The 21,017-nt window shown below is 60.2% G+C and carries 15 protein-coding genes; 6 read left to right on the top strand and 9 right to left on the bottom strand.

Features of this window, described 5'->3' with window-relative positions; all coding sequences use genetic code 11:
- Window positions 1-66: 66 nt before the first annotated feature.
- On the bottom strand, window positions 67-1,179 hold the full coding sequence (gene thrC / locus ACVW0B_RS07520; protein WP_457384265.1) for a threonine synthase: 1,113 nt from the start codon (window positions 1,177-1,179) through the stop codon (window positions 67-69).
- A 116-nt stretch (window positions 1,180-1,295) separates the two neighbouring features.
- Window positions 1,296-2,867: an isochorismate synthase gene (locus ACVW0B_RS07515; RefSeq protein WP_457491345.1), complete on the bottom strand. Its 1,572-nt coding sequence runs from the start codon at window positions 2,865-2,867 to the stop codon at window positions 1,296-1,298.
- 343 nt (window positions 2,868-3,210) lie between these two features.
- On the opposite strand from ACVW0B_RS07515, the gene menA reads away from it, so the two are divergent.
- From menA to ACVW0B_RS07495, 4 genes are all read left to right on the top strand, one after another.
- A complete protein-coding gene (gene menA, locus ACVW0B_RS07510; protein WP_457491344.1) occupies window positions 3,211-4,152 on the top strand; it encodes a 2-carboxy-1,4-naphthoquinone phytyltransferase in 942 nt (313 codons plus the stop codon).
- A 154-nt stretch (window positions 4,153-4,306) separates the two neighbouring features.
- Window positions 4,307-6,100 carry an LptA/OstA family protein gene (locus ACVW0B_RS07505; protein WP_457491343.1) on the top strand — a complete coding sequence of 598 codons (1,794 nt, stop codon included), beginning with the start codon at window positions 4,307-4,309 and terminating at the stop codon, window positions 6,098-6,100.
- Window positions 6,101-6,177: 77 nt separating this feature from the next.
- Complete coding sequence (locus ACVW0B_RS07500; RefSeq protein WP_457491342.1) at window positions 6,178-7,356, top strand: LptF/LptG family permease; 1,179 nt, start codon at window positions 6,178-6,180, stop codon at window positions 7,354-7,356.
- The gene (locus ACVW0B_RS07495; RefSeq protein WP_457491341.1) at window positions 7,338-10,820 is read left to right on the top strand and encodes a hypothetical protein; all 3,483 of its coding nucleotides are present in this window, start codon (window positions 7,338-7,340) and stop codon (window positions 10,818-10,820) included. Before ACVW0B_RS07500 ends, ACVW0B_RS07495 begins: the two co-directional genes overlap by 19 nt.
- A gap of 44 nt (window positions 10,821-10,864) precedes the next feature.
- On the opposite strand, the gene ACVW0B_RS07490 is transcribed toward ACVW0B_RS07495, so the two are convergent.
- The 3 genes from ACVW0B_RS07490 to ACVW0B_RS07480 form a co-directional block, all read right to left on the bottom strand.
- Window positions 10,865-12,496, bottom strand: coding sequence for an alpha-D-glucose phosphate-specific phosphoglucomutase (locus tag ACVW0B_RS07490; protein ID WP_457491340.1), 1,632 nt, complete (start codon window positions 12,494-12,496; stop codon window positions 10,865-10,867).
- A 407-nt stretch (window positions 12,497-12,903) separates the two neighbouring features.
- Window positions 12,904-14,190, bottom strand: coding sequence for an organoarsenical effux MFS transporter ArsJ (gene arsJ / locus ACVW0B_RS07485; protein WP_457491339.1), 1,287 nt, complete (start codon window positions 14,188-14,190; stop codon window positions 12,904-12,906).
- 25 nt (window positions 14,191-14,215) lie between these two features.
- Window positions 14,216-15,226, bottom strand: a complete 1,011-nt coding sequence (locus tag ACVW0B_RS07480) for an ArsJ-associated glyceraldehyde-3-phosphate dehydrogenase (RefSeq protein ID WP_457491338.1) — start codon at window positions 15,224-15,226, stop codon at window positions 14,216-14,218.
- A gap of 226 nt (window positions 15,227-15,452) precedes the next feature.
- On the opposite strand from ACVW0B_RS07480, the gene ACVW0B_RS07475 reads away from it, so the two are divergent.
- Together ACVW0B_RS07475 and ACVW0B_RS07470 are read left to right on the top strand one after the other, a co-directional pair.
- Window positions 15,453-16,136 carry a DUF2232 domain-containing protein gene (locus ACVW0B_RS07475; RefSeq protein ID WP_011433876.1) on the top strand — a complete coding sequence of 228 codons (684 nt, stop codon included), beginning with the start codon at window positions 15,453-15,455 and terminating at the stop codon, window positions 16,134-16,136.
- A 242-nt stretch (window positions 16,137-16,378) separates the two neighbouring features.
- Entirely contained in the window at window positions 16,379-16,618 is a 240-nt protein-coding gene (locus ACVW0B_RS07470) for a DNA-directed RNA polymerase subunit omega (RefSeq protein ID WP_011433877.1), read from the top strand.
- A gap of 96 nt (window positions 16,619-16,714) precedes the next feature.
- On the opposite strand, the gene ACVW0B_RS07465 is transcribed toward ACVW0B_RS07470, so the two are convergent.
- The 4 genes from ACVW0B_RS07465 to ACVW0B_RS07450 all read right to left on the bottom strand — a co-directional run bounded on the left by ACVW0B_RS07465 (window position 16,715) and on the right by ACVW0B_RS07450 (window position 20,960).
- Window positions 16,715-17,224 carry a mechanosensitive ion channel family protein gene (locus ACVW0B_RS07465; RefSeq protein WP_414522167.1) on the bottom strand — a complete coding sequence of 170 codons (510 nt, stop codon included), beginning with the start codon at window positions 17,222-17,224 and terminating at the stop codon, window positions 16,715-16,717.
- A gap of 130 nt (window positions 17,225-17,354) precedes the next feature.
- Window positions 17,355-18,596 (bottom strand): hypothetical protein, encoded by a 1,242-nt coding sequence (locus ACVW0B_RS07460; RefSeq protein WP_457491337.1) that lies wholly within the window; start codon window positions 18,594-18,596, stop codon window positions 17,355-17,357.
- A 38-nt stretch (window positions 18,597-18,634) separates the two neighbouring features.
- Window positions 18,635-19,753, bottom strand: coding sequence for a calcium/proton exchanger (gene cax / locus ACVW0B_RS07455; RefSeq protein ID WP_457491358.1), 1,119 nt, complete (start codon window positions 19,751-19,753; stop codon window positions 18,635-18,637).
- Between the two features lie 436 nt (window positions 19,754-20,189).
- The gene (locus ACVW0B_RS07450) at window positions 20,190-20,960 is read right to left on the bottom strand and encodes a hypothetical protein (RefSeq protein ID WP_457473593.1); all 771 of its coding nucleotides are present in this window, start codon (window positions 20,958-20,960) and stop codon (window positions 20,190-20,192) included.
- Between the last annotated feature and the right edge of the window lie 57 nt (window positions 20,961-21,017).

Genomic DNA, 21,017 nt, shown 5'->3' with positions numbered 1-21,017 from the left:
ATGCCCGATAGGCGACGGAGCGCCGCCCAAGGGGAACGCCTGACCCTAACCAGCGGGCGGTTTCTGCTAGAAACCCATCAGACGAGCAACAGCGGACAGCTCAGGGACAACGCCGGTGTGGATAGGAGCGGATCCCTGGTGGCTGGCCGTGTCCGGATCCTTAAGGCCATTGCCCGTCAGCACGCACACCACCTGTGCTCCAGCAGGCACCTGCTCTCGCCATTTCAGCAATCCTGCCACCGAGGCCGCGCTGGCCGGCTCGCAAAAGATCCCTTCTTCGGATGCCAGGAGACGATAGGCTGCCAGAATCTCCTCGTCGGTGACGCTATCCACCTGACCGCCGCTCACCTGCACTGCCGCCTTGGCCTTCACCCAACTGGCAGGATTGCCGATGCGAATGGCCGTGGCCACCGTCTCTGGGTGTTCCACCACCCGGTTCAACACCATGGGGGCAGCACCGGCAGCCTCGAAGCCGTAGAGACGAGGGCGACGGGTAGCCTTGCCCTGCTGGCGGTACTGGCAAAACCCCATCCAATAAGCCGTGATGTTGCCCGCGTTGCCCACCGGAATACAGAGCCAATCGGGGGCATCCCCCAAAGCATCCACCACCTCGAAGGCGGCGGTTTTCTGCCCTTCCAAGCGGAAGCGGTTGACCGAGTTCACCAGGGCCACCGGGTAGGTTTCCGCCAGCTGCCGCACCATAGCCAGCGCTTGGTCGAAGTTGCCTTGAACGGCGATGATCTCCGCCCCGTACATCAGGGTTTGGGCCAGTTTGCCTTTGGCCACGTAGCCATCGGGGATCAGCACATAGGCCCGCAGACCTCCTTTGGCCGCAAAGGCAGCAGCCGCCGCCGAGGTGTTGCCGGTGCTGGCGCAGATGATCGCCTCTGCCCCTGCCTCTTTGGCCTTGGACACGGCCATCGTCATACCCCGATCCTTGAAACTACCGGTGGGGTTGAGGCCCTCCAACTTCAGGTAAACTTGACAGTCTCGCCCCAGCCGTTGGCTCAAAGCCGGGGAAGGCACCAGAGGCGTGTTACCCTCATGTAGCGTGACCACAGGTGTGCTGGCGCTGACGGGGAGCCATTCCCGATAGTGCTGGATCAGGCCGGGCCAAAGCCCCACTTGCGCGCGGGATCCGGCTATACGAGGGGGATGGGTGGGATTCAGGGTCGCCATGCCGCAGAGGACACCGAGGCTAATCAAAGACCGGCTTTCTCACTGTAGCTGTTCGTGGAGGGGTTCGTATCCACCTCCCGCAGCGGCGGCAGAAACATCTTCCTGATCCCCTCTCTTCAGAAGCTGGGGAGCGGAGGAGCTGCAGGTCGCAAGGCCAGAGCCTGCACCAGAGAGCGCAACTTCAGACGAATCTCGGCCAGCTCTTGCTCTGGGTTGGAGTCAGCCACAATCCCGGCACCGGCATACAAGCGGGCCCAATTCCCCCGAATTAGGGCGGAGCGGATCCCCACCACAAACTCGCCATTGCCCTGTAAGTCTACCCAGCCCAAGGGAGCGGCATAGCTGGAGCGATCAAAGGGTTCCAACCGCTCTAGCCACTGCAGCGCCGCCTGTTGGGGATACCCTCCCACCGCTGCCGTCGGGTGGAGCTGGGCCAGCAGATCGAACAGATGTACATCGGCGGGGAGCTCCGCCTCGATCAAGGTTTGCAGATGCTGGATGTTGGCTAGACGGAGCAGCCGCGGTTGCGGGGAAATGCAGGGATCCATTCCCAACCGACTCAGAGCCTCCCGGATCGAGCGCACCACCCACTGGTGTTCGCGGCGGTCTTTGGGGCTGCGGAGCAGCTCCTCGGCCAACTGGCGATCCTGGACAGGGGTGGCGCCGCGGGCGGCGGAGCCGGCTAAGGCATCGATCTGCACCCGGCCTTGCCACACGGAAAGCAAGCGCTCCGGGGTGGCCCCCAAGAAAACCTGGGGAGAGATCCCCTCTTGGGTCAGAGGGAGAGGACTGGCCGGCAAATTCCCCCGAGCATCTGCCTCCAAGGACTTCGGCCCGCTGACGCCAGCGGCAAAGGCAAAGATGCTGCAATCGGGATGATCTTTTTCCAGGTAGGCCAGCAGGGACGGGATTGACGGCGGGACAGGCAAGTGCAGATCCACGGCTTCGGCCAGCACCACTTTCTCCAGGGATCCCGCCTGAATCACCTGCAGGGCTTTTTGGATGCGCGCCAAGAGGGGGGCTTCCTCCAAGTTCACTGGCACAGGAGCTTGCAATTCCCACGAGGGCAAGGGGGATCGAGAAAGGCGCTCCATTTGGGCAAAAAAGGCGGTGATCTGCCCGGCCAAAGCTGCTAGGTCGCTCTCGGGGTCGATTTCCAGATTGAGCCGCGCTACCGTCAGGGATCCCCAGGAGTCTGGCACCTGCAACAGTTGCCAACGTGGCAGCACCAGCGCTGCCCCCCCTTTGCTCCTGGGGCTGAAACTGAGGCGACAGAAACACAGGGGGCGTTCCTGCCGGCTGTCTGGGAATCTTCCCACTTCCGAGGGCTCCGTTCTGCCAATGCAAGCGGCATGGACGTGGGGCTGCAGCTCTTCTACAAAGCTCCGTGCCGCCCGCAAGCCCCCTTCTCCCGCGAGATCAACCTGCCGCAGGGATCCCCATCCCAACACCCGCACCCTTTCCCCGTGGGCCTTGTGGGAGAGATAACAGTAGCTCGGGAATCGGTTTGTGGGGAGCGAACCCAGCCTCTGGGCCAGCACCGCCAGCGGATCCAGCTCTGGGATGGGCTGCGACAAGCTGAGGATTTGGGGAACACCCCGCGCCCGCGCCATCTGTTGGCAGGCGGCTAGGAAGGGATCCCAGTGGCGCCGATTCCCCGTCTCGCCTGTCCAAGCAGAAGTGCGCATCGGCGGCCATGCTCTCGGCCACTCCAGGCACTCAAGCGTACCGTGGGCATTCCGAGGGGAAAGAGAAGAGGTCATGCGAAAGAGCAAAGAGAACGATCCCACCTTGGCCGAAAACAGGACACCTGTCGATGGAGACCGGCAGGAGATGACTTTAGGATAAGAGATTAGGAGAAGAGCCGGCAGCCCGGGCTTTTGGGGGCCAGATCTGAGGAGCTTCTTCACGGACTGCAAAGTTTCTTAGCATCCTGGAGAATGCTTCCTAAGGCGCTCTACCTTACAGAACAGATATAGACAGATCCGGAGACGGGCCCCAGAGCAGGCTTGCTCCCCAAGGAGAATTCGCATGCATCCAGATGTCGGCCAAGTGCAGCCACCAGCAGAGGTCGCATGGAGTGACCCCTCCCGCCGGCAATTGTGGATGGCTGCCCTCAAGCCCCCCATGTACAGTGTGGCGATCATGCCCATCTGGGTGGGATCCGCCATTGCCTACGCCCAGTCAGGGGTACTGGATTTGGGGGTTTTGGGGGTGTTTTGGGGAGCTGCCATCTGCATCTTGGCCTGGGTCAACCTCAGCAACGACGTGTTCGATGCCCAGACAGGGGTGGACAAAAACAAACTCCACTCCCTGGTTAACCTGACGGGCAAGCCGGGGCAGGTGTTTTGGGTGGGGAATGCCTTTTTGGCCCTGGGTCTGCTGGGGATCCTGTGGCTGAGCTGGCGGCAATCGGATCCGACGGTGCTGCTGTTGGTGCTGGTGGCCTGTGGGCTGGGCTATGCCTACCAAGGGCCGCCCCTGCGCCTGGGCTACCAGGGCCTGGGGGAGATCCTCTGCTTTTTCGGCTTTGGGCCGCTGGCGGTCTCGGCTGCCCACTACAGCCAAAGCCAGACTTGGTCGCTGCCGGGGTTAGCGGCCTCACTGGTGGTGGGGATGGCGACCAGCTTGATTTTGTTTTGTTCCCATTTCCATCAAGTGCAGGATGACCTAGCCTGCGGCAAGCGCTCGCCGGTGGCCCGCCTGGGGACTTTGCGCTCGGCCCGCCTCATCCCCTGGCTCTGCGGCAGCCTTTTTGGCCTGATGCTGCTGTTTGTGGGGCTGGGGATCTTTCCGGCTTGGACACTGCTGAGTTTGGCGGGGATCCCGTTTGCAGTGCGGCTTTCCCGCCTGCTGGGGGCTTACCATGACCAGCCGCAGCGGATTAGCCACTCCAAGTTCATCGCCGTCAGTCTCCATTTTTGGCTGGGGCTGTTTCTGGGGCTAGGGTTCATCCTCAGCCGCTATGGCTGAAGGCTGAAAAGTCGGCTTAAGGCTAGGTGTGCGCGGGATCCCCCCGGTGCAGCCGGCAAAATGAGATAAGCTACAGCCTAGTGCGCTAGGTCAGAGCATGGCCTCTGAGGTGAGTCATCGGTTCGGGTCGAGGTGAGGCGGCAGCGAAAACAGGATGCGGCGATTCTTCAATTCCAACCTGGGGGTGGCGCTGTTGGGGAGCAGCATCTTGGCTGCTTTGGTGAGCTGGGCCTTGTCGATCGACATCGAGGAAGTGAAGGTGGAGTCTCCTTCCCCCGATCAGCCCCTCTCGGTCAGCCGCAGGGTAGACATCTTGGGTCGTCGGGGAGGCCATCAGCGGTGGCGACTGATCGCCGAGCAGGTGGATCTGGCAGCCGGGCAACAGGTATTTGAGCAGGGGGCACACGGCTACTTCTACGGAGAAGGTGCCGACCGGCAAAAAGGGGTGCCGGATCCCTTTTTTGATAGCAGCGAGCAGATGACTTGGCGGGCCAAGCGAGCCCGCTACAATGCCACCGCCGATGAGCTGTATTTGGATGAGGAGGTGGAGGTGAGGAGCGGCGACGGCAGCTTGCTCTTGACCAGCGCCTTGAGAGTCACCCCTGAAGAGCGCATCGAGGTGCCGGCGGAGTTCACCCTCAAAGGCCGGGAAATGGTGCTGCAGGGCCGCTCCGGTTCGTTTAACTTTCAATTTGCCCTTCTCAGGGCCGAGCAGGGCAAGCTGATAGTGTTGCCCCCAAACGGCTCGGCACCCACCTCCACCACCATCACCGCCGACCAGATCACCTACGACCGCACCAACCAGGTGGCCGAGGGGAAAGGGAACCTGCGCATTCGCGAACGCGGCATCGAGATTCGCGCTCCCCAGGGCACCTACCTGCGGCAACAGGCCCAAAGCATTCTCTCCGGCGGTGTGGTGTTGCAAGAGGTGGCCGGCGACAGCAGCCGGGATCCCTTGTTGGCCGATCTGCGCTTGGCCCAGGCCTCTCCCGGCCCGGAGGCGACCCCAGACCAACAGGATCAAGAAGTCACCATCATTGCCGACCGCCTCACGTACGACCGCAACACACAAATTGCCCAAGGCGAAGGCAACCTGGAGATCCGCCAGGGGGAAACCATCATCCAGGCGGCCCAGGGCACCTACCGCCGCCGCGAATCCCAAAGTTTGTTGACCGGAGGGGTCACCCTGGAAGAGCCCGGACGGGTGCTCACCTCAGCCCGCCTAGAGGGCAACCACCGCGACAAGATCTTCTTCTTTGAAGAGAACGTCCTTTACCGGCAGATGGCTACCTCTACCCCCACGCCCGGCGGGGGATCCCTGACGGAAGAACTGCGCCAAGCCGAAACCGAAGTGCGGGCTGCCCGCCTGGTTTACAACTCCCGCACCGGTACTTCCGAGTTTAGCGATGCCGTCGAGTTTATCCAGCGGGGACGTAGGGCCAAGGCCAACCAGGCCACCATCACCCCTGAGAAAGTGGAGCTGCGGGGAGAGGTGGTGATCGAGCAGATCGAGGGGGAGTGGCTGGCGCGGCGGCTACAAAACCCGGAGACCCAGGCCGATGTGGATCAGCCGACGGTGATCTACGCCGACCGGGTGGAGATCGACCAAGCCAGCGGCGATGCCCGCTTCTTTGGCAATGTGGTTATTGTGCAGGCCAACCGCGCCATCGAAGGGGATCGCGCCGATTACTTTGACCGAGAACAAATTTTCAAAATCAGCGCCGAACAGGCTCCTGTGGTGCTCTGCGATCGGGGAGAGGTCGGCCGCCTTCCCGGGGAGAGCACCCAAGCTCTGCCGGGCCGCAACGCGCTGGATCAGATGTGCCGGGGCGCCAATCGCCTCAGTGGCAAGCTGGTTACCCTGAACATAAAACAAGATGAATACACCGTCGAAGGGGACGGGCAACAGCAGGGCATGTTTCAGTTTCGCATCACCGACGCCCTCTGATGGGATCCCCCCTCGGGGAGCCATCTGTGGTTTTTGATCGTCCAGGTTTGGCTGAGGTTGTGATCCGAGGTGATGTCATGACGGCTCCACTCGCCGAGGGCAAACTGCGCAGAACCCCTGCTCAAGCGGGCAGCTTTTGGGGATCCCTGAGATTGGGAGCTGCCTTTTTGGAGTTTTATCTCTTCAAAGAGATGATCCGCCCCTTCTTTCTGGGGGTGGCCGGGGGCACGGTGATGATGCTGGGCAACCAGCTCTTTATCTACGCCGATCTGCTGGTGAAAAAGGGCGCTCCTCCGCTAACCATTTTGCACATTCTCCTCCTCAATTTGCCCGCCATTTTGGTGGTCACCTTTCCCATTGCCGGCCTCTTTGCCACCTTGCTCACCCTGGGCAAAATGGGAGCCGACAGCGAGATCACCGCCCTGCGTGCTGCTGGGATCCCCTATCGCAAAGTGTTTATCCCCGTGCTCTGTATTGGCCTGCTGATCAGCGGCTTGGCGCTGTTGACCAATGAAGTGATTGTGCCGGAAACCAACCAAAAGGTGAAAATCCTGAACAAGAACCTCATCTTGGCTCAAGATGCTCTTTTGTTTAATCCAGAAGAGATCGTGCGGGTGGATGATGATCTCTGGTTTCATGTCGGATCGATTGACCCGAAGACCGGCTTGATGCAGGATTTGTTGATCCTGGATCGCAAAGCTGAGACCGGCCACCTGCGCTATCCGCAGGTGATCTCCGCTCAAACCGCGCAGCAGGTGGGCCAATCGTGGCAACTGCGAGATGTGGTGATCCGCCGTTATGACGAGCAGGGGCGCACCTACTATGAAGGCCAGGTGGAAGAAATGCAGCTCAACATCGTCAACAAACTGGTGGGCCTGGTGTACGCGGAAAAGGTGCCCCAAGAGCAACGGGCGGGGGAGCTGTGGGAGCAGTGCCAGCGATATCGAGCGGAGCAACGTCCTTCTGCCGATGTGGCTCGCTGCCTGACGGAATACCACCTCAAGTTCGCCATTCCTTTGGCCAGCTTTTTCGCCATCTTGGTGGCTGCCCCCTTGGGCCTGCAAACGGTGCGGCAAACTGGGCGCTACGGCGGCGTGGCGCTAGCGATTGTTCTGGTGTTTATTTACTATGTACTGATGAGCCTGGGACGAGCGATGGGTCGAGTTGAGCACATCGATCCCTGGCTGGCTGCCTGGTTGCCGAATATGATTTTCGGTGGGGTAGGCCTTTCTTTACTGTGGCGGTTTTTACGGTGAAATCCTGCAACTTCCCCCCTGACTTCAGCCCTTGGGCAAAGTGGTTGGCTCTTTGCTGGGGCGGCTCCCTGTGGTTGGGGACGGGGGAGGCCGTCTTCGCCCAGTTGGATCCCCCGCCCACTGTTGGCGTCGGCGGGACGGAGTTCTCTCTGGAGGGCTACCAGCGCTTTCGGTCAGCGCAAACACTTGCTCAGCGCCTGCAACTGGCCCGCCGGGCTTCCAGCCCAGAACCGATGGCTGCCGCCGATGAGGAGCCCATCACCTTGGCCGAGGCGCAATCTTCTCTGCCTGCTACAGCCTTGACTGCGGCAACCCCACCCCCTACGGCCCCGGTTTCAGACTTTGGATCCCCTCCCCTTGCCAACTCTCCTGAAAAGCCCCTCACGCCAGAAGAACTGAACCGACAGCGGCTACAACGGCTGTTGGCCGAAGGGGCAGCAGCCCATGCTCGGCGACAGGCGCAGCAGGCCCAGGCAACACCTTCTCCCCAACCCCCTTCACCGGCGACGCCCACCGCGGCAGTTCCCAGCCTGAACTCCCTTCGGCTTTCCCAGCCCATGACTTCTCAGGCTGAAGCCCTGCAGGTGGAAGAGCAACCCTGGCTGCGCCCCACCAACACTGTGCAATTGCCTGCTCCCACCTCGGCACCCAATGCCGAGAACCCGGCTACGGCTCAACTGCAAGGTGAAGCTGGTTCAGAGGCAAGGTTGCACCGGATCCCAGCTTCCCCCAAGACCATTCCTCCCCTGATCTCCCAAGCCGGTGGGAGCTTGGATTTGGGCGGTGTTGTGTTGGCAGATGCCGCCCCTGCGTCGGGGCTGACGGGATCCCCCATGGCCACTCAAAGGGGCAGGGAAGCCTTTATCCCCACCGCTGGCTCACCCCTGGCTCCTCAGCTGCTGGAGCGGTTCCCGCTCCTACAGGATCTGGGCACTGGTGCAGATGCCGTTTCAGCGGCAGAAAATCTTGGCACCGGCAGCCAGGGATCCCAGATTCGCCAGCAGCTCTCGGCCACCGCGCAGCGGCAAATTCCCCTCGACCCGGATCAAATCAACGTCAGCGGGGATGTACTCAGCTACATCGCCGAACAAGACCTGGGCATTGCCGAGGGGAACGCCTTGATCCAACTGGCTGACGGCACCCGCATCACCGGCGACCGGCTGCTGTTTTATCGGCGGGAGCGACGCCTGCGCAGCGAGGGCCCTTTTCGCATGGAGCAGCCCCCTGGCCCCCAAGGGCGGGGGATCCGGCAAATCGAAGGGCGAAATTTGGATCTGGATATCCCCGGTCGCACCGCCCAATTTGAGAGCTCGCTGGTCATTCTGCCGGGGGAGGAGCCGGGCACTAAGGTTTTTGTGCGCAGCCAAGAGACCACCGCCATTTTGGGGGATCAGATCTTTTTCGAGAAAGCCACCGTCACCACCTCGCCAGAGCCACCCATCACCCACTACGTGCAAGGGGATCGGGTGGAGGTGTTTCCCGATGACCGGGTGATCGTCTACGACGCCCGCGTGTTTGCCGGCGGCGAGCTGACAGAAGCAGGGGATCTGCGGGCGGGCCTTCAGATCGCCTATTTCCCCCTGTTCATCTACAGCCTGCGAGATCACCAATGGGTGCTGCCGGGGCGCAGCGAGACAGAGGGGGTGTTTGTCAAATCCAGTTGGGCCTACCGCTTCGACGAATACAACTTCGGCGGCCTGCGGCTGGATGCCATCCAGAAAAAAGGGGTGGGCATTGGTTTCTTGCATGACTACATCCTGCCCATCCCGGACAGTGTCAACTACGGGCGAGCCCAGTTTTACTTGGTGACCGAAGCCGACCAACAGCGCTTCTCCAGCCGTTTCCGCATCGACCACAACTTCGACTTCTACGCTGCCAACCTCTTTGGGCAGGAAGGCCAACTGCGGGGACAGCTCAACCTCAACCTGGACAACACCTACCGTCCTGCCGGCGGACGCAACGACAACGCCGATCTCCGCCTCAACGCCACCTTTCAGGGGGATCTCTCCACCACCACCCTCAACATCAGCCGCACCGGATCCCAGGAGCGGGGCATCTACAGCTTCCCCCTCACCCTCAGCCACACTCAGCGCTACGGGGGCGTGCATTGGCTGCGATCGGATCTGCGCTTGGACTACAACCAGCGGGTGAGCGTCAAAGATGGCCCCGACTTTGCCGATGCGCGGTTGACGCTGGGCACTCAACTGACCCCACCCGGTTGGGGAGGTACCTATCGCCTGGCCTACCGTGCCTACAGCAGTTCCAATGGCGACAACGAGCCGCGTCGCAACTTCGAGCTGGCCTTTAACCCCGACCTCATTCGCATCACGCCCGATATTGCCCTCAGCAGCGCCCTCACCCTGACTCAAGAGCAACAGCCGGATCAAGAGGTGGGGGCAGGTCTCCACTTTTTCAATCGCTACGAGCTGCGCTCCAGCCTTCAGTTCAACGATATTCAACCGGCTCCCTGGATCACCTTCATGCCGGGTTCTATCGATTACACCCAAGTCCTCTACTCCACTCCTGACCAGGAGTCTACCGTCAGCCTCAACCCTCGCCTCAGTCTCAGACCTGCCGACTGGAATACCATCGACCTGCGCTACAGCCGCACCTTCTACGGCAACAATTCTGTGCCCTTCCAAACCCTCTCCACCAGCCCTAAAGATGTGGATCGCATCAATGCCAACATCAGCTTCTTTACGCCCCGCGATCTTCTGCCCAATGTCCCCCCAGGCTACATTGCCTTTGAAGATGACCTGCCCGGCGAGCTGCCGATAGCCCTGACCTTCCCCGACGATACCCCGGAGGATTTGGCAGCGATTGCCTCCCGCAACTTGCAGGAGCTGCAGGCAGAGGTGAAAAACCTGGTGCGCCTGGACACCAGCCTTGGCTACGACTTCATCACCCAGAAGTGGGATACCCTCAACGCCAACTTCACCTGGAGCACCGCCCCTGATCTGTTCAACATTCAGTTGCAGACGGCCTACGACCTGAACCAGGGACAGCTCCAACCCGTTCGTCTGGAGTATCGGGGACGCAGCAGCACCACATTTAACCGGGATCAACGCTCTGGCCTGGATGTGTATGAGCCGGGGATCAGCTATGCGCTGCAGGCGGTTTACGATCCCCGGTTGGGCCAGCTCTCTACCTATGGTCTGGAGCTGGATGCCACCCTCGGCACGCGATGGCAAAATCACTGGCGGCTGCGCTTGGGCCTGACGGAAGAAGGGATCCGCCGCGTGGAAGTTCGCCGCGACCTGCGGGATTTTGAGCTGCGCCTGGCCTACGATCCGGTAGCCGAGTCGCTGCGCCTGGAAGGGATCCTGGTGGCTTTCCCCAGTCGCCCGGTGGGCCTCACCCAAGAGCGGGGAGATTTTCAGCTGACCTCTCCCATCACCTCCCCTATCGGCACCTTTTTGCTCCGCGACGCCGACGCGACCGGCTGGGATGGCCTCAGGCCCTGATCCCCGCTTCCCTGGGAAGGCTCCCTGTCCACTGTTGCGACGGGCTAGGTGATGACGTCTGGCTGCTGCCGACCGGTGCGGGCGCAAATCTGGGCAAGGTGATCGGCCAGTTGAATCTGTTCGGCCAAGGCCACTTGGGGATCCAGGCCATGCCGGGCGGGATCCAGCTCCAATCGCTCCAGGTACACCCGCAGGGTGGCTCCGTGGGTGCCGGTTCCCGAAAGCCGGTAGATGATGCGGGATCCATCCTCAAAGCCAATGCGGATCCCTTGGTGGCTGGTGGTGCTGCCGTCCACGGGATCGGTGTAGCTGAAGTCATCGGCATAAGCCACTGTGTGGGATCCCAGGCGCTGGCCCACCCACCCGGACAGGGAGCGTCGCAAGTCTGCCATCAGCGCCTCGGCCACCTCCACCGGCAGTCCCTCGTAGTCGTGACGGGAGTAGACGTTGCGCCCATAAGTGCGCCAGTGTTCTTCCACGATCTGCCGCACCGGCTGCCGTCGAGCGGCCAAAATGTTCAGCCAAAACAGGACGGCCCAGAGCCCGTCTTTTTCCCGGATGTGGTGAGATCCGGTGCCGAAGCTCTCTTCCCCGCAGAGGGTGACCTTGCCGGCATCCAGCAGGTTGCCGAAGAATTTCCAGCCGGTGGGGGTCTCGTAGCAAGGGATCCCCAACTTGGCCGCCACCCGATCCGCTGCCTGGCTGGTGGGCATGGAGCGGGCAATTCCCGCCAGACCTTCTCGGTAGCCGGGTACCAGGTGGGCATTGGCAGCCAAGACTGCCAAGCTGTCGCTGGGGGTCACGTAAAATTGGCGGCCCAGGATCAGATTGCGATCCCCATCCCCATCGGAAGCGGCCCCAAAGTCCGGCCCATCTTCCCGAAACAACAGTTCCACCAATGAGCGGGCATGCACCAGGTTGGGATCCGGGTGTCCGCCGCCAAAATCCGGCAGGGGCTGCCCGTTGAGCACACTGCCCTCTGGTGCTCCCAGGGATCCCTGCAAAATGGCGTGGGCATAGGGGCCGGTGACGGCGTGCATGGCGTCGAAGGCAATGCGGATCCCAGAGGCCAGGTAGTCGCGGATGGCCTCGAAATCGAACAGACGCTGCATCAGGCTCAAGTAATCGGCCACCGGGTCGATGACGGACACCGTGAGGGACCCCAGCCGTTGCTCGCCCAAGCGATCCAGATCGACATCGGGAGCTTCCAGGATGCGGTACTCCCGGATCTGCTGGGTGCGGGCGTAAATGGCCTCGGTCACCTTCTCCGGGGCAGGGCCACCGTTGCCGATGTTGTACTTGATGCCGAAATCCCCCTGGGGGCCGCCGGGGTTGTGGCTGGCGGAGAAGATGATCCCCCCGTAGGCGCCGTACTTGCGGATGAGACAGGAAACCGCCGGCGTGGAGAGGATCCCTCCTTGGCCCACCAGGACTCGCCCGATGCCGTTGGCCGCTGCCATCTTGAGCAGGATCTGAATGGCCTCGCGGTTGTAGTAGCGGCCATCTCCCCCCACCACCAGGGTTTGGCCGCTGGATCCCTCCAGGACATCAAAAATGGATTGGACGAAGTTTTCCAGGTAGTGGGGCTGCTGAAACACCGATACCGGCTTGCGCAGGCCAGAGGTGCCGGGTCTTTGGCCGGGAAAGGGCGTCGTGGGAACAATGCGCAGGCTCATAGGCTGCCGGAAAAGCTGCTTGCTGATACATTCACGCTGAACTCTCCTGAACATGGTTCAGGAAAGAAGCGATCGCATCCTGCCTATCTCTGAGCAGGAAGGCGGTATCCCGCAAAGCCCTGAGGAATACCCCCCGAGCGCTTTCCCCCTTCACTTCCCGGCAACCGTTGCGGTGGACTCAAGGATCAGGGGGAAACTTGGTCTACTATATCCCTCTCAATGACTTTTGCCAAACCGCCTAAAGCTCAGTAAATTCAGCAAAGTTCAGGGTTTTGGGGGTTAGAGGCATGCTCCTCTACTATCTCATCGTTGGGCCTCTCGTTTGTGCTGAGCAGAGTTCTTTCCCCTCCACCCATTTGTGGATGGGTTGAATGGATGCATCGATCTCCGCTGGTAGCCCTCCATCCTCAATCCCCTGGCTTAACCACCCACTCCACCGGGGTTTTGCTCGGATCCGGCAATTTCAACGAGAACAGCCCCGCCGCCAAGATCAAGAGGGTGGAAAACCAAAGACAGCCCTCCAATCCGTAGAACTGGAAGAGGATCCCAGAAGTTACCGTCCCCAACAGCCGCCCGCCGGAATTAGCCATGTAATAAAAGCCCACATTGAGGGCTACGTCGTCGTCTTCCGTGTAGGCCAGCACCAGGTAGGAATGCACTGCCGAATTGAAGGCAAAGACGATCCCGAACAGGATCAAGCCGCCGGTGATCACCAGCTCCGGTGCCAGCCCGGCCATGAAGGCTGTGGCAATGATCGCCGGCACCGCCGTCAGCACGAAGGTCCAAATCTGGATGGTGCGGGCCTTGGGAGCACGGCCAGGGCGACCCCCACCCAGCAGTTGCGGCGCTACAAACTGAATGAACCCATAGCCAATCACCCAGATGGCCATGTAACTGCCCACCTGCATAAAAGTCCAGCCCAGCTCGTCGTAGAGAAACACCGGCAGGGCCACCACAAACCACACATCCCGCGACCCAAACAGGAAAAAGCGGGCCGCCGAGAGGATGTTGATCTCTCTGCTCTTGGAAAACAGCCGCTTGAAGGGGATCTTGGACTTGATTTTGCCCATGTCTGCAGGCAGCAGCGCCCCCGAACAGAAGATCAAAGCCAGCGCCCCCGCCTGCACAAAGTTGGCCATGCGGAAGCCCATGGGATCCCCGTAGATTTCGGTGAAGATCTGCAGCAGGGCCGCTCCCACAAAGAACCCCACCCCCTTGAGGGCGTTTTTGGATCCGGTGAGCATAGCCACCCAACGAAACAGGCGGGATTCCGCTTCTTTGGGCACCACCAGGCGGATGGCGCTTTTGGAGCTCATCTTGGTGAGATCTTTGGCGATCCCGGCCAGAGCTTGGGCGGTCATCACGTAGGCCACCTGACCCCAGACCGGCCACTGCATGTTCAACACGCCCAGCATCACCAATCCCAAGATCTGGATGGCAATGCCGCCATAGAGGGTCAGCCGCAGGCCAAACAGGGATCCAATCCACCCGCCCAGGAAGTTGGTAATAACCCCGAAGATCTCGTAGAAGAGAAACAACATGGCAATTTGAATCGGGGTAAAGCCCAACTTGTGGAAGTGCAGCAGCACCAACATGCGGATGGCGCCATCGGTGATGGTGAACCCCCAATAGGCCGCTGTAACCAGGGCATAGTTGCGAACCGCAGAGGCTTGAGCCGTCGAAACAGAAGTCATGGGCAGGTCTCCAAGGGAGATGTTTCTATAGACTGCGGGCCACTTTGCGGGCCAGTTCCGCCATGCGGTTGGCGTAGCCCCATTCGTTGTCGTACCAGGCCAGGATCTTCACCTGGGCGCCATCCACCACCATCGTCGAGGGCGCATCCACAATGCTGGAACGGGGATCCCCTTTGAAATCCACCGAGACCAAGGGCAGCTCCTCATAGCCAAGGATGCCTTTGAGTGGGCCCTCGGCTGCCGTTTTTAAAAGGTGATTAACCTCCTCCACAGTGGTGGGCCGCCTGACCTCAAACACGGCATCGGTTAGGGAAGCATTCAAGAGGGGCACGCGCACGGCAATGCCGTTCAACTTGCCGTTGAGTTCGGGGTAAATCAGCCCAATGGCCGTGGCCGAGCCGGTGGTGGTGGGCACCAGAGACAGCAGAGCGGAGCGGGCCCGCCGCAGGTCTTTGTGGGGGGCATCCACTATGGTTTGGGTATTGGTGACGTCATGGATGGTGGTGATCACCCCGTGAACAATGCCGATTCCCTCGTGGATGACCTTCACCAAAGGAGCCAGGCAGTTGGTGGTGCAGGAAGCCGCCGTGAGCAAATGGTGCCGGGCCGGGTCGTACAGGTGATCGTTGACGCCCATAACAATGTTGAGGGCCTCTTCGTCCTTGACAGGGGCAGCCACAATCACCTTGCGCACCCCCGCTTTGAAGTAGGCATCCAGCTCCGCTGCCTTGACAAATTTGCCCGAGCATTCCAGCACTAGCTCGATCCCCAACTCTGCCCAGGGCACTTCACCGGGGGATTTGTGTTCGCTGAAGGTGAGGGTTTTCTCTTGGATGCGCAGCCGGTTATCGGATCCCTCAATGTCGATAGCCCAGCGGCCCTGCACCGAGTCAAACTTCAACAGGTGGGCTGCCGTCGCCGCTCCCCCTTTGATCTCGTTGATGTGGGCGAATTCCAGATCTTTCCAGCCCCAAGCAGCCCGCAACACCAGCCGTCCAATGCGGCCAAAACCGTTGATGCCCACCCGCACTGCCATAGCATTGACCCTAGACTTGTCCAGAAGGGATCCCGCTCTCTCAGGGCAAATCCCGCCTCGACTTTATCAGAACGCCCTAGTCGTTTCAAGACAAGTTGATGGGTAGGGTCAGGAGAGACTGGCCGATGGGGGTCGGTTTGCAGTCCAAATCCACACCTCCAAGCAACAATTGCGCCCAGCCCGGCAACCGGTGGCCTAAGCTGGGAAAAGTTGTGCTTTTCTGGATGTGCCCCCGCCGCCTCAGCCTTCTGTGCAGGATGACTTTCCTCCCTTACCCCCCCCACCTCCCCGTTCTCCGGCTTTGAGGGTGGTGGAAACGGCTTTTTTGGCCAGTACCGCGGCCTTGATCTGGATCCTGAGCTACACGCCGCTGGCCCCCTTTATACGTCTGTTTTTCCCCATTCCGGTGGCGCTGGCGGTGATGCGCTGGGATCCCCGCACAGGGGCAATGGCCCTGGTGGTCTCCGGCCTGTTGCTGACGGTGCTGATAGGGCCCACGCGCAGCATTCTCTATGTCATTCCCTATGGTCTGCTGGGCTATTGGTGTGCCCGCCTGTGGCAGCAGCGTCTTTCCTGGTACGTCTCGGTGGTGAGCGGGGCTGTGCTCAGCGCCCTGGGCTTGATCTTTCAGTTGGTGCTTTCCTCCCTACTGGTGGGGGAAAACCTCTGGATCTACGTAACCATTCAACTTACCGGCCTAACCAACTGGCTCCTGGATGTGTCCCTCAGCCGATGGGGCGTCTACTGGGTGGCAGAACCCTGGATGGTTCAGGTGGTGGTGGTGGGATTTATTGCCTTCAATTCCCTCATCTACGTATTCACGGTGCATTTGGTGGCCGCCCTGGTGATGGAGCACTTTCGTTGCCCGCTGCCACCCCCGCCGAAGTGGGTACAGTTTTTGCTGGATTAGCAGCCCCTGTGAGTTGTACAAGAGCAGAGCAAGCTGCTCTACAAATGAGTTCTTGACAAATCTTGACAAATGAGTTCTTGGCAAAAGTCCCACCCTATTGCCATGCAACGCTACAGGAATGCAAGAACTGGAAGGTTCTCTGCTAGGATCGCGGTAGCGGGACGGAGTCCTTTCGCGTTAGCGGGACGGAGTCTCGTTGGGATCCTGGTGGCAACAAGATATCAAGATTTAAGACTGCGATTATGGCTTCCCGCAAGAATCAACTGGCTATTGACAATGACGAGCTGATGCGTCGGGTAGAGGCTCTGATCAACGCTTCCAAAAATCGCTATCGCATCACGGTACAGGTGGCCAACCGCGCCAAGCGCCGCCGCTACGAGGATCCGGATGATATAGAAGATGGCTGGATGAAGCCAATCCGCCGCGCTGTCATCGAAATGTCGGATGAACTGACTGAGCCGGAAATCATCGGCGATGAGTAGTCACTAGACTTGCGGCCTGCTGGCGCGACCGCCCTGTTGAAACTGCTAGCCGGCTGAGCGGCTAAGGGTAGAAGCTTTCGGCAGCCGCCTATTTTGTCAATTTGTCAAGTCGTTTGCAACGGGATCCCTTTCCCGCAGGCGAGCCTCGAGCCGCGATTCCATCAGGTGCAGCAAGCGGTGGGTCTCCTCTGGGCTGAGACCCTGGATGCGCATCTCCAAGGGGCTGTGGAACCAGAGGGTCTGCTGTGGGAAAGGAATCTGGATCCCTGCTTGATCGAAGGCGTGCTTGAGGCGACGGCGGTATTCCCGCGCCACCCTCCACTGCTGCAGGGGCTGCACCTTGATCCAAATGCGCAGCGTGATCCCCCGCTCCCCCAGATCATCGACACCGTGCATTTCGGGGGGCTCGAGGATTTGTTCCCGCCAAGCTGGCTCCCGGTACATCTGCAGAGCCACCTGCTCGGTGATGCGTATCGCCTGTTCCAGGTCATTTTCATAGGCAATCATGATCCCCAGATCCACCCGTGACCAGCCGTTGGAGAGGTTCTCCACCACCCGGATGGCACTGTTGGGAATGGAGATCAAGCTGCCTTCGGTGTTGCGCAACTGGGTTAGCTAAACCGCCGGGAAGCCCCGCACTCTCTGCAACAGCAGGAGGGTCGGGATGAAAGGCGTATATATCCTGTGCCATAATCAACATGGCTGTACAAAACGGCTTTGCCGGAATCTGGTACAGCTACGCGGTGGGACATCCCGTGTCTGCGCGTGGAGGGTTCTTGCAGTAGCTCCCCGTTCGTGTCAGCGGTGCGTAGCACTTTGAAGCGCGAAGCCCACGCTGTACCTGTAGGGTCAGTGATGGGAGTATGTCACAGACGCTGGCAAAGGTGCTGAGGCGTTTGCTGAGGCGATAGGTGGGGGCATTTTGCTCTTGGCGCAGGGCAGCAAAGAGGTTATCCAGTACCAGTCCACTCAGCCAAACACTGCCATAGGTGGCCAGACCCACCCCTGTCAACCGCAACAGAGGGCCGCGCAGCGAAACCAGGAAAAACGTTTGCAGGGGTCGCGTTTGTGGGAAAAGGCCCAAGCTCACCCCAACTCCGCCCACCCACAGGCCAATTTGCACCAGGCGCAGCAGGCGAATTTGCAGCTCCAAGTAGGATTCCTGCCGTTTGCGTCCGGCCTGTTGTTCGACCAGGACGGGATCCACGCCCGGCTGCTCTTCCCCCGCTAGGCGCTCCTGAATCTCTGCTTGGATGGCCTGGTATTCCGTCTTCAGGGCATCGCGTTTTTGCTGCAGCCGTCGCCGTTTTCGCTGGCAGAGCTGGCTCAGGCTGCCCGCCACGGCCAGGATGCCGAGGGCAATCACCGCTTGGCGGCGCAAAAATTGAGGCTGCCGTTCCCGTTGCGAGGTGCGCAGCGCTTCCTCGACAATGCCGGCTACTTGCTCAGCCCAGTCCATGGGTTGGGCGCCCTGGAATTGAGCATCGAGGGAGGTGATGGTCAGCAAATGTCGCCCATTCACCCGGATAACAGGCTGGTTGGTCTGGCCGTCTAGGGTGACTTCAACCTGCAGCGCCTCTGGATCGAATCCGGCGCTGGCCAACTGGTGCAGGGTTTGTTCAATGGAGCGTACCCGCTGCAACACCGGCGGCAGGCTGCCGGGATCCCCCTGCGGTGCGGTAACCACGAACAAACGCCGCCCATCCAGCGTCACGGCCTCCGCCTGGATAGAAGAGGTGGGGAGGCTAAGCGCTTGCCGCAGCTCTTCTAGGGCATCCAAACGGTTGAGCAAAGGCAGGTTGGGGGCGGTGCCGTTGTTTTCAGCAGTTTCCTGCCCCCATGCGGGCCCGCTTATGGGGGATAGGGCAAGAGATGCACTGAAAAGGAGAGGCCAAAACAGGGATCCCGTTTTCCTCGGCTTCGGCCTGCCTACCGTTCCCGTCAGCGGTGCGGGGCACCATTCGCAGCTTCGCAGCATGAGCCGTTTGCGTCAGCGGTGCAGAACACTTTAACGCCTCACTCCAGAAAGAAGAAAGCAATCCCGAGGATGGCATAGGTGGCCAAGAGCAGTAGCCCTTCCAGCCAGTTGGAGCGCCCATCGCTGCTGACGGAATTGATCAGCAGCACCGAGACTGCAATGGCCACCAACTCCACCATGCCGAAGTTAAAGTTCATGGGCTGATGCAGCACATCCCCGGCCAGCACCAGCAGGGGTGCCACAAACAGGGCAATCTGCATCGTCGAGCCCAGCGCCACCGAGAAGGAGAGATCCATCTTGTCTTTCATGGCCACCGTGATCGCCGTCGCATGTTCTGCTGCATTGCCGATGATCGGCAACAAAATCACCCCCATAAACAGCGGCGTCATGTGAAAGTGTTCCAGCGTATCCTCTAGAGTGCTCACCAACAGTTCCGACTCCAGCGCCACCAGCACCGTCAACCCCAAGAGGATCAGCACCCAAAACCCCAAACCGGCCCGCTCAGGTGGAGCCGTCAGCACTTGGGGAATGGATCCCTCCGCCTGCAAAACCGGATTGGGGGCCAGGCGACTGGCCGCCTCATCTTCTGCGGCTTCCGCTTCGTGAAGGGTGTAGAGGTAGCTGTGGGTTTTGAGGGAAAACAGCAAAGTGAGACCGTAAACCCCGATCAGCACCAGGGCTACCGCCGTGGATAGCTCTTGGATGGAGATCTCCCCCAAGTTGGCATCGGCATAGGTGACCACGCTGGGCAAGATCAAGGCCACCACCGCCAGGTTCATCACCGAGGCATTCATGCGGGCCACCTCGGGTCGAAAGCTCTGCTCCCGAAACTTGATCCCGCCCAAAAACATGGCCAAGCCGGCCACCAAGAGCAGGTTGCTGATGATCGCGCCGGTGATGGAGGCTTTTACCACATCCACCAGCCCCGCCCGCAGTGCCACCAAGCCGATGATTAACTCCGCCGCATTGCCAAAGGTGGCGTTGATCAGCCCCCCGACTGTCGGCCCTGTCAAGGCTGCAATCTCTTCCGTGGCCTGACCCATAAACTTTGCCAAGGCCACCACCGCCAAAGCCGCACAGAGGAAGACCAGGTTGGGATCCCAGCCCCGGAAGTGCCCCACCCAAGATAGGGGAACCCCCAACAGCAGCAGGAACATTATGCTGTTCAGACCTCTCTGCCAACCTGCCGCAGAGCGATCCGGCGAAACCAAAGGATTTGCGTTAGCCAGGGTCATGGTTCACAAGGGGAGAAAAGGTAGCGACGATGGAGCATGACTCTAGTCAATAATAAGCTCAACTATACTGAAAATAATGTATAATATGTTCAGTACGGATTACTACCAGTTGATCTTTACTGTTTACTTTCGAGTCTGCCAACATGGTAGCCAAAGCAAAGCAGAAAATTGGTAGTAAGACGACACGGAAACTGCGCTTTGGGTATTCTACTCAAAGCTTTGCGGGATACCGCCATTCTGTTTGGACTCCGTCCCGCTAACGCGAATGGAAACAAACAGAATGCTATCGCTGCATAGTTGAACAGTGATGTTCAGCAGTGTTCAGCGTAAATGTATCAGGTTGGATAGGTGCTGCTGGCTAGAGGGAGATAACCCGGTTGCGCTGCAACTGCCGGGCGATCTCGGCTCCCAGGTGATCGACCAGACGCTGGGGATCGGTGATTTTCAAAAAACTGCTGCCCTCTACCTCAAAGGGAAAGGATCCCTCGATGCCGTCGCGGGGGAGTTGTACCAGCAGCAATTGTTCGGGGCGCTTCGATTGCAGGGCATAGCCCAACTCCAGACAGACCTGAGGGCTGGGTAGGGGACGCCCCCGGCCATTCACCTGCACAGGGGTTACATCGGCCACCACCAGCAGCGCGTGCTTGAGCTTGCGAATCAAGGCCGCATCGATGAGCGGGGTCTCAGCCTCAGCGGGAAGGGATCCCTGAAGCTGTAGGGGCACAACCGGCCCGTGGTTGCGATTGAGGGTCTCTACCACGGCTTGCAATGCCCGGTGCAGAGTGGCGCTGGAGTCGGGGTAATCCGATTGGCCGCAGAAGTAGATGACCGGCTCGGTCATGTTCAGGGTGGCCCGCTTATTAAAGTAGATCTCACGGCTGATCAAATCGAGGTTGGAGATGCTGTAGGCGCCGCTGCCTTCGATGTAAAACTCCACCAGCTCTCCTTCCAGGTAGCGCTGCCACCATACGGAAGCCTTCACCTGCTCCACATCGTCGAGAAAGTCGGCCCGCATCGCCGTTTTCAAGAGGCCGGTACGGCTTAGGCGCAGGTCGGGGGCCCTCTGTTGGACTTGAGAAGCAGACAACACCGAATCCAAATACCAGGCTTTCAGGACGATGATCGCCATGGGATCCCTCTGCGCTCAGCCTTAAAGGTACGTGACATACTCCCACACTCATGCTGA

The organism is Thermostichus sp. MS-CIW-23 (genome assembly GCF_054059455.1).
Note: the sequence above shows the minus strand (reverse complement) of the source record. Positions and strands in the feature narration are given on the sequence as shown.

Coding starts and splice junctions, on each gene's coding strand:
- ACVW0B_RS07470 (WP_011433877.1), top strand. CDS start 16,379: ATGGCTTCCCGCAAGAATCAACTGGCTATTGACAATGACGAGCTGATG.
- ACVW0B_RS07490 (WP_457491340.1), bottom strand. CDS start 12,496: ATGAGCCTGCGCATTGTTCCCACGACGCCCTTTCCCGGCCAAAGACCC.
- ACVW0B_RS07450 (WP_457473593.1), bottom strand. CDS start 20,960: ATGGCGATCATCGTCCTGAAAGCCTGGTATTTGGATTCGGTGTTGTCT.
- ACVW0B_RS07505 (WP_457491343.1), top strand. CDS start 4,307: ATGCGGCGATTCTTCAATTCCAACCTGGGGGTGGCGCTGTTGGGGAGC.
- thrC (WP_457384265.1), bottom strand. CDS start 1,179: ATGGCGACCCTGAATCCCACCCATCCCCCTCGTATAGCCGGATCCCGC.
- ACVW0B_RS07500 (WP_457491342.1), top strand. CDS start 6,178: ATGACGGCTCCACTCGCCGAGGGCAAACTGCGCAGAACCCCTGCTCAA.
- menA (WP_457491344.1), top strand. CDS start 3,211: ATGCATCCAGATGTCGGCCAAGTGCAGCCACCAGCAGAGGTCGCATGG.
- cax (WP_457491358.1), bottom strand. CDS start 19,753: ATGTTCCTGCTGCTGTTGGGGGTTCCCCTATCTTGGGTGGGGCACTTC.
- ACVW0B_RS07460 (WP_457491337.1), bottom strand. CDS start 18,596: ATGCTGCGAAGCTGCGAATGGTGCCCCGCACCGCTGACGGGAACGGTA.
- arsJ (WP_457491339.1), bottom strand. CDS start 14,190: ATGACTTCTGTTTCGACGGCTCAAGCCTCTGCGGTTCGCAACTATGCC.
- ACVW0B_RS07515 (WP_457491345.1), bottom strand. CDS start 2,867: ATGCGCACTTCTGCTTGGACAGGCGAGACGGGGAATCGGCGCCACTGG.
- ACVW0B_RS07480 (WP_457491338.1), bottom strand. CDS start 15,226: ATGGCAGTGCGGGTGGGCATCAACGGTTTTGGCCGCATTGGACGGCTG.